Genomic DNA, 14,187 nt, shown 5'->3' on the forward strand with positions numbered 1-14,187 from the left:
CATCCATTTAAAAAATGTTTCGTCTCCTTAAGTGAGAAGAGTGGTCTCAGTGCCGCAAAACATTACCCTGATAAAGCTGAGTAAAGTTATTAACGAAGCAATGGGTTGGTTTAGCTACCATTTGCATATGTTTACCTTTGGCGATGAGCACTATGGAGAAGTTTTCGATTTAGATGATGATTATTTAATTGACCAGCGCAGAAAGCAGCTTCATAAATTGTTAGGAAGTAGCAAGCGGTTTACCTATATTTATGACTTTGGTGATCATTGGGAGCATCAAATAGTTGACTCGACATTAGCAGCACTGCTCTTCCCCTACACCGTAACAACACATAAGCGCTTAATTACGCTTCAACTATCCCTAAACCCAACACATTCAAAACCGAGGCTGTCATCAAAAAATCGCTAATATTTCTACTACTGCTAACCGCCCTAGCACTAGCTGGCGCTGTTTGGTTTTTTCAAACCCAATATAGCCAACCAACGCCTGGGTTTGCTGAGCCATGGCGAAATGCGGTGTGGAACAACGCGGTCTGCCGCTTTTTTTCGGTAAGTAGTGATAAGCGTGATGTGGCGTTACTGAATGAGGGGCTATCTAAGGCGTTGGGTAATGAAGAGGCAGGGGCTGAAGTTGAACGCTGCCCTGCACTGGGGAGTTTGTCTGCTAATTTATCTGTTCGGGAAGTGCGTTTGTTTGAAACGTTAAAAGCAGTCACCGTATTCCCTACCATGCCGCTTAATAATGTCGAGGCTGACGCGGATGTTGCTGTTAATGCAAATGTTGAGGTAAAAAAGCTTACCTCTTTTATTGAACAATATGGCCCACTTACCACAGCGGATATGCGTATTTACGAGGTAGATGTAGACAACAAGCTTTTCGCTTATGAACTGCGTTTTGAAAATGCTCGCGTATATGTAATGTATAACTTCTCTTTCGATACCCACCCATTGCCGTTGCCTCTTGGCTTTATGGCGTCAACCAAAGTTACGCTGTACAGAACCGACAACCCAACATTCGAGCGCTTTGTTACTAGCGGCCCGTTAAGTATTACCTATCATTCTGCTGTGGTTGTTATTGTCGACTGAGTTTAATCATCTACCTGATATAGTCTGATATACTGTTAAACACGAAGTGTAATTGCTTAAGTGTTACTAATTCGTTGGAGCAGGTATGTGGTGTAAAGCAACAATGTTTTTCTTTTTAGCTGTAGTAAGCTTTGGGCTTGCTAGTGAAACACACATTAATGCTGAGCCTGCGCATCCAACTGAAACAAATAACGCGCAGTGGCCTGAAACCCAACCCGTTTTACGATTGGCGATAAATCATTTCCCTCCCTATTCCATATTGTCAGAAGGTAAGCCACCAGCAGGTATAAACGTTATTGCCATGAAGCTGATTGCCGAGCGGTTGAACATGCGTTTGAAATTTGTTGAGTGCCCATTTGCCCGCTGCATTGTGTTACTTGAAAAGGGGTTGGTAGATGTTTTTATTGGGTTAACTTATAGCGACGAAAGAGCAGAGTTTTTACACTTTATCGAACCCTCTGTGGCAGATGGTAGCGTTCAAACCTTTTACGCTAGAAAAGGGTCAGAAACCTCTCTTGATTCATTTGCCGACCTAAACGGGCAAATTATTGGTCTTACTCGCTTTAGTTTGTACTTTCCAGAATTTGATAACGCCACCAGTTTTGCAAAAGTACCTGCCAACTCTCACTTGCAGCTTATCAACTTATTACTCAACGAACGTATAGATGCTTTTATTGGCTCTGAACAACGGCTTAACTATTTGCTGCAAGAACAAGGCTTAACAGACACAATTTTACAACAAAGCTACACAGTAAGAGACGACAGAAAGGTGTATCTCGCACTGTCTAAGCGCTCTGAACACTCAGGGCTAGAAGAATCATTCAGTAAAGCTCTGCGCTTAATTAAAAGCAAAGGCGTTTTTGAAACGCCTTATACAGCCAACCATAGCGAGTAAATGAAGAGGATTGTTTTACCCGCCTCCGCTTAAATCTAAATACTACTCTGCAATTTCAATACTATTCTTCAATTTGAATAGTAAACTCGGGCATTGCCTGAATGACTTTCTTTACTGTGCAGCTGTTAGCAGACGCTAAAAGTGGCTTTTTATATTTCTCAGGGAAATCGTCAGGCAAGGTTACTTTAATAGCAAATGCCTTTTTAAATTTATCTTCGGCGCTGCTGCTATGGTCTTGGCTAATACTTATTCCGTCTGTGCTGATGTCTCTCGCGTCACAAAATTTGCGGATAAAAAACGCTGCACATAACGGCATGCTAGCTAAGAAGTAATCGAAAGGCTCAGGGTAAGACTCATCGCCCCCTGCAGATATGCTTTGATCGCTAATTATTTGATGCTTGCCAAAGCTCGCCTGTAGTTTTTGCCCTTCTAAAAGTGCGATATCTATTTTCATTAATGTGCCCTTATATTCAATTAACTTTATAAATGTTCTGCTGATCTTGAAAGGAGTTGTACGCGGCGTCAAGTTTAATAGCTTAATTAGTCACCTTCGTTTCATTACCAATAAGGTTTAAGGTAGCCCAATCGCCCGAAGCAATTATGAAACGTCAATAGCACTAAACGAGCAATGTATTTCAGGCACCGTTATTTAACAGCGCCTTCTAAGTATGCCCCTCACATGCCTGTTAGGCTATGCCGCCTGCGATTTTCTAGCGCGGTTGGTTAGTCTTACCAGTTCCATGCGCACGTCTTCGTGCCTAGTGCACACGTTTTCAAAAGGCACATAGTAATTTTTATCTTGCGAGCGAATGTAAAATCCGTCGGTGACTACGCCTGTCATGGTGGGTGCGTCGTCTTGCACACTTTGATGATGAGCTAATATGAGCGCCATAGCGTCTTGATGGTCTTCGTTCATGTGCGCAATCATGCCTGTTTCTGCCTCGAAGTCCCAAGGGCTTGCCGGTGCGTTCCACTCTTCTTGTTCTAACCAAAAGATTTTACCAAACCCACCAATATAGCGAACGCGCACTATGTCCATTTGCCATATTTTAAAATCGTGGGCTTGTTTGTAGGTTTCGGCTTCTGGAAAGCGCAGTACGTACTGCTCAAGAATTTGCTGAGCTTTGTCGCCTTTTATTGGTTTAGCATCACCAACCACGGTAACTCGGCCGTGGGCATTTTGATCGCCCTCTTCTGCCTGATGGAAAACCGTTAGGCTCATGCGGCTGTCTTTTTCTAAGTTTTTAGCGTGCTGCGCAATATCACTGATGTAAAAATACAGCTTGCCTTCGCTACAGCTGATAAAGGGCGACACCGACCCAAACGGGTAGCCGCGTAAGTTATACGAAATAGTGGAAATGACGCCCGTTTCACACGCGCGAAGCAGTGCTTTTGCGTCAGTTAATGCCTGCGTTCTCATTAAGGAGCTCCTTGGGTTCTGAAAATATCATTGGAATATGTAGGTTTGGATGAGGCTGTATATGCATTTGCGTGCCGTATACAGGCTCTAAAAATTCTGGCGTTAATACGGTGTCTTTAGTGCCAAATTTAATGAGTTCGCCACCGCTTAATAACATAACGTCGTCGGCATACAGCGATGCTAAGTTCAAATCGTGTATGGCCACTATGGCAGTGTTTCCCATACTCGTGAACTTACGTACTAGCTGCATAAGGTGGTGCTGAAAATGTAAATCTAACGCTGAAGTAGGTTCATCTAATAATAGTAGCTTGCTGTGCTTTTGCTTAGTAAAAGCGTCGAGTTGAGCAAAGCTTCTGGCTATATTCACCCGCTGTAGTTCACCACCAGATAGTTGCCCTGTGTGCCTATTAACCAGTTTATGTAAGTCTAAGTGGTCTATAAATTCAGCAACGCGCTGCCGCTTTTGCTGCTCTGACTCAGCGATGGGAAAACGCCCCATGGCAATGAGCTCGGGCACACCTAGTTGAAAGTTAAGCGCGTTTTGTTGCGTCATTACTGCGCGCACACGAGCTAATTCAGACTCACTCCATTGCCTTATGCAGCGCCCTTTTAAACTTAGCAGCCCTTGAAAGTGCAGGTTACCGGCAATGGTGTGAATAAGTGTAGACTTACCCGCCCCATTTGCGCCCACCAGCGCGATGAGTTTGCCTTCGGGTACTTGGCATGTGATGTTGTTAAGTACGTTTCGCTTGCCGCGCTTAACGGTTATGTTCTTCAGTGAAAGTAGGTTGGTCATGTTGGCTGCTCTCTTTTAACCCTGTGGCATTAGCTGGCGGCGCAGCATCCAGATGAAAACGGGTGCGCCAATAATGGCGGTAACAATGCCAATAGGTAACTCGGCAGGCACAACGGCCACTCTGGCAATCCAGTCTGATGCCAATAGCACCAAGGCACCTAATAACATGCTTACTGGCATCATGTATTTGAGGTTAGCGCCTACCAAAATACGAGAAAGGTGGGGAATAACTAAGCCTAAAAAGCCGACTAACCCAGTAAGTGCAACCGCAGCACCTACCCCTATTGCAACAAACACCACTATCTGATTTTTTAAGCTTTTTATATTTACTCCCATGTATTTGGCTTCTGACTCGCCCAATAACAACAAACTCATTTGCTGCCGCTTGCTCCATAAACCCATTAAGCTAAGTAGCAGTAATGGCAAGGCTTGAAACAGTGAAGACCAATTGGCTCCCGCCAACGAGCCCATGGTCCAATAATTAATTAACCGCAGGGAGCTGTCGTCAGCATAAAAGCTGAGTAACCCAATAAGGGCAAACCCTAGCGCGTTCATTGCCACGCCTACTAAAATGAGCGAGGTAACTTGCACGCCCTGCTCGCTTTGTGCAAATTGATACACCAACAGCGTAGCCAGAAGTGCCCCAATAAACGCAGCATAAGGCAGCATTAACGCGGCTTTTATGCCAAAGGTTGCCTGCAATAAAGGCCCAAGCGCAATCATGCCTACGGCCATTACTGCTGCCCCCGAACTTACTCCTATTACGGAGGGGTCTGCCAGTGGATTTCTACATAATGCCTGCGTGGCGGCCCCAGTTTGCGCCAATACTGCGCCTATCAGTAATCCAAGGCATAAACGCGGTAAGCGAATTTCGCTAATAATGTTGAGCTGCAGTGTGCTGATTGAATGCCAAGTGTCGGGTAAAAACCAGGCAACAGATAAGCGTATATCCCAGCCTGCAGGCCCAAAGCTTAACGACACTACGCTTGCCACTATTAACATGGCAAGCAGCCATGAAAGGCAAAACCACACTTTCTTCTGCTGGCTATCAAACCAGCTTTTATGTGATGTAGGCAACGGTGACTGATGTGAAAAAGTAAGGCTACTCATCGCTTTTACCATTAGCAGTATGAATATAGGCGCTTTGCTTTTTAACTGTTTGCCCATTCGCGCCTTTTTCACGCCAGTTTTTCACCAAGGCAATAGCTTGGGCAAGTCGAGGGGTCATGCCAAGCGATTGAAGTGAGTCCATGACTAACAAGCGACATTCTTGCGCTGCTTTAAGTAAGCGTAAGTTGGGGCTTTGGCAAAACTTGTCTTTGCCACCGGCGCTCATTACCACGTGATTAGGCGCAACTAAAAAGTCGGGCTGCTGCAGTGCTAATGCCTCGCTATTTATGCCTTTAAACCCTTTATGCTGCGCTGCCACATTGTCGATGCCCGCATAACTAAATATTAACTGCGGTACCGTTTCTGTGCCTGCCGCAATGAGCCCGCGATCGGAGGCTGAAAGTAAAAATACCGCTTTGGCAGTGCTGTTTGTTGCTTTACTTGGCAGTGAGGCATTGAATTGCGCAATTAACTGTTGTGCTTGTGCTGTTTTTCTAAGGTCTGCGCCAAGCTGTTGAATTAGCGCAACGAGGCCTTCGGGGCCGGTAGGTTTGTCGTAAACAACAACGTCTACGCCGGTACTTTTTATTTGTTTGATAACCTCATTTCGGCCCACACCTTCAATGGCCAATATTTTATCAGGGGCAAAAGACAATACGCCTTCAGCGGCTAAGTCTCGGTAATAGCCCACCATGGGTAGCTGCTTTACTTCCTGTGGATATTGGCTTGACTGATCTACGGCAATCACACTATCTCCAGCATCAAGGGCAAACACAATTTCGGTAATGGTGCCGCCCGCTGTAATAAGCTTTTGCGAGGTGTTTTCTTTAGCATGGGCGTTGTTGTGACTTAATAAACCAAAAGCGAACAATAGGCTCACTACTGATACTGAGAATGCGATTGAGAAAAGCGGTTGGGTTTTCATAGCAATCTGTTCCTAATAAAGGGTTTTAACTTACGAGGTATTGCCAAGCCCTTACTTACTGAGTAAGTGCCAATCGATTTTACTGTAGGCGGCTTGGCATTATTCCTCGCGCATAAACTTAAAATGCATACGTGGCATTAATGGCGGCATTCATGCCTGGCTGAGTAAGAAAGTTAAGGTTATTCGCTTCGCCAACTTCTAAGCCGCGCACCTCAGTGCCGCTCCAACTTTTGCGATCGAAAAGGTTGAATACACCAACATTAATGGCAAGGTCTTCGTTCACATTGTAGTTAGCCAGCAAATCGAACTGCGCATATCCAGGGGCCTCAAATAGTCGCGGCTCGGCGGGGTCTTGTGGTTGAATTTGTGAGTCAAAGCGCTGCACAAAAGTACCGATAAACTCAACAGACCACGTGTCGCTGCTATCGGTATAGCCAATGCCTGCAACGGCTTGTGGCGGTAAAATAGATTCTACGTCTTGGCCTGTAGCTTTATCTTCGCTGTCTAACCACGTAAGCGCACCTCGCAACTCCCAACCCGTTAAGCCAGAAGCAGACTCACCTAAAAACCATGTAAACTGTGCGTCTATTCCTTCAATAACAACAGATTCGCGATTGGTTGCCTGAAACTCAATGAGCTGCGTGGCGGGGTTAAAGCCTACCGTGGCTCTTGATTCAATAAAGTTGTCATAGTTGTTGTGGTAGGCACTCACGCTCCACTTCACCGCGTCTAAGGTTTGTCTTATGCCTATCTCCCAGCTTTCTACACTTTCAGGCTTTAAGTCGGGGTTAGGTAACGATGTATAACCGCCGGCAAAGTTAGTAAAGCCCACGTTTAGGTCGTCGAAAGGAGGAATGCGAAATCCTTCTGCGTATTGCAGCCAAACATTGGTGTTTTCGCTTAGGTCGTACACTGCACCTAACTTAAATGATACTTGCGAATCGTCGAAGGGCACTGCAACAACGCCGGGGTTAGCATTGGTAAAAATGTCATCGGGGTAAGGCGCTAATGTAAATTCGTCGTAGCGCACGCCTGGACTTAACGTTAAATTGCCATTGAGCAGGGTTATTTCATCTTGAATGAAAAACGACAGCTCTCTGGCTTCAGAAATAGGAAAGTCTCGTGCGGGAAACACAGAAAACTCCGGTACCACAGCACCCGTTTCGGCGACAAATGTACTGCCCTCTCGTAACGATTCACTGTCGGTGTACTGCAGTTCGCTACCGTAAATAAGGTAATGCTTTGAATCACCTACACTGAACTGTTTGTCTAACTGTACAATGATTCCCTCTACTGTTTGGTTGAATTCGCTATCACGAGTTCGGCCTAACTGTACTGGAGTTGGATCTTGTCTTGATACTGCGCCAAAGCGCCCTTCACGAGTTGCTTGGCTATTTTGGGTTTCTTGCCAGTAAACTCGGGTAAGCACTTTATCGAACATGGCGGTGCTATCGCTATAGGTGTGATTAATTTGAAACCGCGTTCTATCGCGCTCATCAATACCTTGGCTTTCGGTAATGCGCACACCACGTACGAAGGTATCTACCTGAGATAAAACGTTGGTTTGAGTTTCGCCTTCTAAGTAGTCGGCGAGAAACTCTATTCTGTGCGCATCGCTTGGTTTATAGATAAGTTTAAATTGCGCACTGTCGGTATTATTACTTTGTGGGTTTGCGGCATCGCGCTCTAACCCTGTGCCGCTGCCGCCAAAGAAGTTTTCAGTTTCAGCGCCATCTCGTGTGGTCGCGTTTAATAACCATTCCCAGTCGCCCTTTTTTCCAAATAGCTGAGCGTTAGCCATACTCTCATTGGCTACCGACGCATACCCTACTTTTACACGGCCGCCCATGCTGTCACCGTTTTGTAGCAGCTGGCTTGGATCTTTACTAATAAACGACACAACACCGCCTATAGCATCGCTTCCGTAAAGGGTAGACGCTGGGCCGCGAATAATTTCGACTCGGTCTATCATATCGACATCAATAAAATCGCGGCGCGCTGAAAGCCCAGGCCCAAAACTAAATTCATCCGCTATAGGCGCGCCATCTAGCAACATGAGTACGCGGTCGGCATTAATACCTCGAATATTAAAGCCCGATAGGCCAAATCGGCCGCCCCCTTCAACCACTACACCGGGCTCAAATCGCACTAAGTCACGAATATCAGTGGCCACCATCTTATCCATTTGTTCGGTGTCGATAACGGTTACGCTAGAGGCAATTTCATCTATATCTGAATTAAATCGAGAGGATGTAACGGTGATTTGTTCGAAATCGGCCTCTTCTAATGCATCGGCGAAAGAGAATGTACTGAAACCAGAAACGAGCATAGCAAGAGCAATTTTTGAAAACTTCATGTGTCTAAAACCCTACAAATAGTGCGGATGTTAATGATAATAGTTATTATTTAGATTAAGTTATCACGAAGTTTTTAGGGAAACAAATTTATTAATGCAGACTTTACAAATAGCAAAACGAGGCGTTTTTGATTGGAGTTAGAAAAAATAAGTGAAAGTGTAAACCCGCATCAATACAGGCTTGTCGCAACGGTAGAGCCGATGAAGCAGTGCTAACGCCTATTATAAAATGAGCGTTCTGCGTGGTAATTGATGAATAAAAATTAATATAAAGATGTTCATAAGGCAGTGTCGGCACAATATTAAAATGAAGAGAGCCCGGTGCTTTATAACAATGTTGCTGAAGCTTGTTAGTTTTTTCGCTCCTCTTTCACCCTCAACAAATAGAACTTATCCAGCGCCTCTTTTACGGTAAGGTTTTCATCGGCTCGTAGGTATTTTTTTACCTCGCGAATAACCAGGTTTCTGTTTTGATTGTGCTGCGTTGCAAACGCTTCGCAGGGCTTTTCGATGGCGTCTAATAATCTGCGTGCTTCTAGTGAGCGATGAAACGCCTCTATAGCGCTATCGAAATTTTCGCCGTTCTCAAAGTACAGCTCGCTTAAGCGGCCTTTTTTAATTTGATAGGTGCTGCTGGCGTATTCCAGTGCCAGTTTGAAGTTTTCAAAGGTTTCATCGAATACCTGGTAGCGCTTATCTGGCGCTTTGCCCACTCTGGTAATGCTGCCGCCTATTTCATGGTCGAAGCCATTAAAGCGAAGTCGAGATACGGTTTCTTTGCCTAAATTGATGCCTGCGCTTAAACTTATTTGAAATGCTCTATCCATTTCTTCCAGCTCTTCTGGGCTCCACACGTTATAAACCGTTACCGCTTTTTTGTATTTGTTTGCTAATAGTTTTTTGAGGGCATCGAAGCGCTCACCCAATGTGCCGCTATTGTGTTTTTTTAATAAATCGGTGCATTCGCTGCACGCAGGCACGGCAATAAACTCAGCATCTCTGCTGCCATCGCGCCAATCGTGAATAAACGAGATAGGAGGAATGTAATCGGGCGTTGAAGCCTCGCAACCACAGTAAAAGCACTTGTTGAAGTCGACAGAATGCACCGCCACCAGGGGTTCGTAATACTTTTTGTAATCCATTGCGCCCTCGTTTTAGTGTGTTTGCATAGTTGTTTTTTACAGCCATTAGCTTGTTGTATAGCGTACTCTCTGCATTTTTATCTGCAACCTAGCTAGTAATAAAATAAAGTATATTTTATATATATATTTAGTTTATCTACTCCTGTATTATAAATACGAAGAGTTTTAACAATCCGCTAGCTCAGTTGGAATATTCCGCATTATTATATGCGAAATAACGCATTTACATGACTTGATTATGTAGATACGAGATTCATAAACTCATTTGAGGTACAGCGGAAAAGGAGAGATAAATGGAAAACTGGATTGCAACCCCTTTTGAGCCTCTAAGCGGCTTAATAGGAGGCATTCTTATTGGGCTATCAGTGGTATTGCTATTGCTCACTCTTGGTCGCATAGCCGGCATATCAGGAATTGCTGCTGGCGCGCTAACTCAAAGGGGATCTGAACAATATTGGCGGTTAGCATTTTTAATTGGAATGTTGTTAGCTGCGGTAATTTATAAGGTGTTCTTAGGTGGCTTTGAAGTACAGACTCAGGTGGGTTCTGGCTGGATGATAATAGCGGGGTTGCTAGTAGGGTTTGGAACCCGCCTTGGCAGTGGATGCACTTCTGGTCACGGTGTAGCGGGCCTTTCTCGGTTATCGCCACGTTCAATAGTGGCCACACTCACTTTTATGGCTGCAGCTGTTGTTACCACAAACATTGTCAGACACGTCTTATAAACGGAGGAATTCATTCATGAAAGTCATTATAGCCTCATTATTTAGCGGCCTTTTGTTCGGTTTCGGACTTATTATTTCGGGTATGAGCAACCCTGCTCGCGTACTTAACTTTCTCGATTTTAGCTCGAATTGGGACGCCACCTTGGCCTTTGTAATGGGCGGCGCAATAGCAGTGGCAGCGCCTTGTATTTATTGGGTACGCAAAAGAAGCAAACCATTGTTTGCTGATAAGTTCGACATTCCCACAAGTACCACTATCGATGCTAAGTTAGTTTTAGGGTCGGCATGTTTTGGCATTGGTTGGGGTGTAAGTGGTTTTTGTCCCGGCCCCGTTGTTGTAGCTGCCACCTCACTTCAATCAGACGTGCTACTATTTATCGTCGCAATGGTTGTAGGCATGCTAGCGCAACATTGGTTGAAACCAACAACGGCGTAAGCAAAGCAAAAGATGCATAAATAACTCTTTGAAAAGGTACTCACTATGTTAAAAATAAAAAACGTAAACCTGATGGCTTGTTGTTTAGTTGCTCTCTTTAGCTTTCACTCTGCTGTTAATGCTCAGATGTCCACATTTAAAGATGGAACAGCTATATCAGGGTTTGGAAAAAGTGCGCCGGTTCCCTCTCACTCTTTGCCTGAAAACAGTGAGTTTACTGTTGCATTTGACGTGGCTAGCACCGGTGGTGAAGGCGTGGTAAATCGAAAGTTTGATAGCTTAGCTCGCTTTATCAACATGCATGTTGCTGCGGGTGTGAAAAAAGAAAATATACACCTTGCCCTTGTGGTTCACGGTAAAGCGATTTTTGACCTGCTAAACAACGCGTCTTATCAACAAAAATATGCAACAACCAACCCAAATGAGCCCCTTTTAAGCGCACTTTTACAAAACAATGTACGGGTAATCTTATGCGGGCAAAGCGCAGCTGCAAATGCCGTTCAAGGCAGTGAATTGGTTGAAGGGGTGGAGATTCAATTATCAGCTATGACCGCTCACGCATTGCTTCAGCAAGAAGGCTATACCGTCAATCCATTTTAATTTTAGAGATATTATACAAAGCCAAACTTATTGTCGGTATTAGCATAATGTGCCAAAAAGTGTGAAAGATAGGTTTGGGCTTCGTAACCCACTTGCTGCTTATGCCACAGTGACGGAGGGCCGCAGCCCAAAAACCTTTACAATGCCACCGGCTCCCGAATTTTCTAGCGAGTGGCAGGCAGCTGTGGCAACAAAAGTAGTGTGAAAAGCCATCTTTTTCACACTTAATTTTTTCGGCTATACCGCTTATTTATTTAAACAGTGAGCAAGTACGTGTTTAAGTTCTTCTGTAGAAAATGGCTTTCCGAGTACTTCTAGTACGCCGGTTTGTCTCAACTCGGCTACCGTGGTATCGGCTAGATAGCCTGAAGACACCACAACTTTCACGTCGGCCTTTATGGCCTTGAGGGCCGCGATGACTTCGGTTCCCAGCATTTCTGGCATCATGTAATCTACAATTACCAGCGCAATATCATGCTGTTGCTGTGTAAAAACATCAATAGCTTCCTTACCGCTGCCTGCGGTTATTACCTTATACCCCAATAGCGTTAGTAGCTCTGCGCATACGTCTTTTACTAAGGGCTCGTCATCAACCAATAAAATAGTGTCTTTGGGCGATGTTTGCATAGTATCTTCGTTTTGCGTCTGTAGTGCCCCATCTAGGCTAGATGCCGCTTGCGTTGCGCCTGCATGCACAGGGTCAGTTTGCTTAGTAAATACCTGTTCTCGATAGGTCGGCAAGGTAATCGTAAAGGTTGCGCCGGCATTCTCATTACTGGTTACGTTAATAATACCGCCATGTTGCTCTATAGTGCCCTTTACTGAAGACAAGCCAAGCCCGGTTCCTTTTCCTTGCGACTTAGTGGTGTAAAAAGGCTCAAAAATCTTGGTAAGCTGATCGTGAGGTATACCGCTTCCAGTGTCTGAAATTGTAATTTGTATGGCTTCGTTAAAGGTATCGGGCTTGAGCTCTGCAAAGGGCAAGCGCTCGGTTTCAATAAATATATGGCCGCCATCGGGCATGGCATCGCGAGCATTAAGCGCTAAGTTTAACAGCGCAGTTTTCAACAGCGCTTTATCGGCTACCACGTGGTGAGAGCTAGCCGCCAGGCTAACCGATATCGCCACCTTCTTACTCATAGTATGGTTTAAAAACTCTTCCATTTCTCGAATGGCGCTGTGTATATCTACTGTGGCCAGCTGCAGCTCGCTCTTTCTTGAAAATATGAGTAGTTGCTCAACCAGTTTTTTCGACACCGAGGCAGCTTCGCTAATACGCTTAGCATATCCGCTTATTTCTTTACTGTATTCACTGTCGTATTCGCTGCCATTTAGGCGGCCATGTTTATCTGGACTACTATGATGAGTTATGAGGTCGGAATAGCCCAGTATAACGGCCAGTTGATTGTTAAAGTCGTGGGCTACCCCACCGGCTAGCCTGCCAATGGCCTCCATTTTTTGTGAGTGGCGGTACTGCTCTTGTAGCTTTTTGTAGTCGCTAATATCGCGCACTATGGCAATAAAACGCTTTTCGCCAGACTGCCCTTCTACCAACTGCAGAATAATATTTACGTCTATCAGTTCGCCGTTCTTGTGTCTGTGCACGGTATCAAAATTGAGGGTGCCGCCATCGTTTCTTATTAACGGGGCAATAAGCGCTCTAAATTCCTCTTCGTTAAAGTCGGGCTTAATGTCGTAAGGATGCATGCTTTTTAATTCATCTAGCGAGTACCCTACCTGCTTTTCTGCGCCCCTATTTGTGTAGGTAAACGCTAAGGAGTCACGAGTGAAGATAAACACGCAGTCGGTGGTTTTATCCACAATACTTTTAAATTCTAATAGCTCGGCTTCTATTTCTTTTCTGTTACTGGTGTTTTTGATTATGGCCAGCGCAACCTGCTGACGATTTAGTAAGGTGACCATGGCCGACACCTGCACACTAATAGTGCTGGTGTCTTTTTTAATGTAGTCACTTTCAATGTTGCCAAGGGCATCTGTAAAGTAGCTAAAGTCACCCGTAGAAGAGCTGTGGGAAAACTGGGTATCTATATCGGCTAACGTTAATTGCAGTGAAGAGGAAGCGTCGTAACCAAGCATTGCTTTAAAGGCGTTATTGCAATCGACAATACGATATCGGCTATCGAAAATGACAACACCATCAGACACATTGCGCACCATGTGCTGCAAAACATCGGGAAAGTCGGTGGTAAATGTGTCTACTTCGCTCTCATCTATGGTGGTATTTTTATATAACATCTATTTTTCACCAAACGTGTAACCGTTAAATTAAGGCATGCCTGTGCTATCTACTACATGCACTACATGAATTTTAGTCCACTTTTTATACTTTAGTTTAACCTTTAAAGCGCATTTATAATTACTGGCGTAAATATTTCGTTATACCTATGGGGCTTGGGTGTTCAAAAATGCAGGTTTTGAAATTGAGAAACACAGATAGTGCTGACGCTATAAAATTTGGCCTTGAAATGAACTCGAAATGGTCTTGATGTGAAAATAACGAGAAGGGTAAGTCTTAACTTTTTTCTTGAAAATTGGAGCGCAAGTTTAGGATGACAATCACTCACCAACTTATAGTTGAGTAATCAAATTTATGATGGGAATTCCTTGAAAATTACCACATATAAAAAGCGTTTCACTTTATAGTGAATGGCATCTTCAACATTTCACAGAAGCTG

The 14,187-nt window shown here is 44.5% G+C and carries 14 protein-coding genes; 6 read left to right on the forward strand and 8 right to left on the reverse strand.

Annotated elements, in window-relative coordinates:
• Positions 1-40: 40 nt before the first annotated feature.
• From JV36_RS19040 to JV36_RS0100550, 3 genes are all read left to right on the forward strand, one after another.
• Positions 41-409 (forward strand): plasmid pRiA4b ORF-3 family protein, encoded by a 369-nt coding sequence (locus JV36_RS19040; protein ID WP_326938217.1) that lies wholly within the window; start codon positions 41-43, stop codon positions 407-409.
• Between the two features lie 107 nt (positions 410-516).
• Complete coding sequence (locus JV36_RS0100545; RefSeq protein WP_032094720.1) at positions 517-1,086, forward strand: hypothetical protein; 570 nt, start codon at positions 517-519, stop codon at positions 1,084-1,086.
• An 85-nt stretch (positions 1,087-1,171) separates the two neighbouring features.
• Positions 1,172-1,981, forward strand: coding sequence for a substrate-binding periplasmic protein (locus JV36_RS0100550; RefSeq protein ID WP_032094721.1), 810 nt, complete (start codon positions 1,172-1,174; stop codon positions 1,979-1,981).
• Positions 1,982-2,042: 61 nt separating this feature from the next.
• Here the strand turns inward: JV36_RS0100550 and JV36_RS0100555 are convergent, their stop codons facing one another.
• The 7 genes from JV36_RS0100555 to JV36_RS0100585 all read right to left on the reverse strand — a co-directional run bounded on the left by JV36_RS0100555 (position 2,043) and on the right by JV36_RS0100585 (position 9,730).
• Entirely contained in the window at positions 2,043-2,435 is a 393-nt protein-coding gene (locus JV36_RS0100555) for an OsmC family protein (RefSeq protein WP_032094722.1), read from the reverse strand.
• A gap of 237 nt (positions 2,436-2,672) precedes the next feature.
• Positions 2,673-3,401, reverse strand: coding sequence for a HugZ family pyridoxamine 5'-phosphate oxidase (locus JV36_RS0100560; protein ID WP_032094723.1), 729 nt, complete (start codon positions 3,399-3,401; stop codon positions 2,673-2,675).
• On the reverse strand, positions 3,379-4,197 hold the full coding sequence (locus tag JV36_RS0100565; RefSeq protein WP_052010041.1) for a heme ABC transporter ATP-binding protein: 819 nt from the start codon (positions 4,195-4,197) through the stop codon (positions 3,379-3,381). Before JV36_RS0100565 ends, JV36_RS0100560 begins: the two co-directional genes overlap by 23 nt.
• 15 nt (positions 4,198-4,212) lie before the next feature.
• A complete protein-coding gene (locus JV36_RS0100570) occupies positions 4,213-5,307 on the reverse strand; it encodes a FecCD family ABC transporter permease (RefSeq protein ID WP_081926470.1) in 1,095 nt (364 codons plus the stop codon).
• On the reverse strand, positions 5,300-6,232 hold the full coding sequence (locus tag JV36_RS0100575; RefSeq protein WP_081926471.1) for a heme/hemin ABC transporter substrate-binding protein: 933 nt from the start codon (positions 6,230-6,232) through the stop codon (positions 5,300-5,302). The genes JV36_RS0100570 and JV36_RS0100575 overlap by 8 nt, the downstream gene beginning before the upstream one ends.
• Before the next feature lie 118 nt (positions 6,233-6,350).
• Positions 6,351-8,588: a TonB-dependent hemoglobin/transferrin/lactoferrin family receptor gene (locus JV36_RS0100580; RefSeq protein ID WP_032094724.1), complete on the reverse strand. Its 2,238-nt coding sequence runs from the start codon at positions 8,586-8,588 to the stop codon at positions 6,351-6,353.
• A 350-nt stretch (positions 8,589-8,938) separates the two neighbouring features.
• Entirely contained in the window at positions 8,939-9,730 is a 792-nt protein-coding gene (locus JV36_RS0100585) for a hypothetical protein (protein ID WP_235207721.1), read from the reverse strand.
• A 293-nt stretch (positions 9,731-10,023) separates the two neighbouring features.
• Here JV36_RS0100585 and JV36_RS0100590 point away from each other — a divergent pair, with 293 nt between their 5' ends.
• From JV36_RS0100590 to JV36_RS0100600, 3 genes are read left to right on the forward strand one after another with little or no spacing between them, the layout of a single operon-like run.
• Positions 10,024-10,455 (forward strand): YeeE/YedE family protein, encoded by a 432-nt coding sequence (locus JV36_RS0100590; RefSeq protein WP_032094725.1) that lies wholly within the window; start codon positions 10,024-10,026, stop codon positions 10,453-10,455.
• 16 nt (positions 10,456-10,471) lie between these two features.
• Entirely contained in the window at positions 10,472-10,891 is a 420-nt protein-coding gene (locus JV36_RS0100595) for a YeeE/YedE family protein (RefSeq protein ID WP_032094726.1), read from the forward strand.
• Between the two features lie 45 nt (positions 10,892-10,936).
• Positions 10,937-11,491 (forward strand): DsrE family protein, encoded by a 555-nt coding sequence (locus JV36_RS0100600; RefSeq protein ID WP_235207722.1) that lies wholly within the window; start codon positions 10,937-10,939, stop codon positions 11,489-11,491.
• A gap of 246 nt (positions 11,492-11,737) precedes the next feature.
• Here the strand turns inward: JV36_RS0100600 and JV36_RS0100605 are convergent, their stop codons facing one another.
• Positions 11,738-13,747 (reverse strand): ATP-binding protein, encoded by a 2,010-nt coding sequence (locus tag JV36_RS0100605; RefSeq protein ID WP_032094727.1) that lies wholly within the window; start codon positions 13,745-13,747, stop codon positions 11,738-11,740.
• Between the last annotated feature and the right edge of the window lie 440 nt (positions 13,748-14,187).

It is taken from the genome of Alteromonas sp. LOR (assembly GCF_000753865.1).
Lineage (GTDB): Bacteria > Pseudomonadota > Gammaproteobacteria > Enterobacterales > Alteromonadaceae > Alteromonas.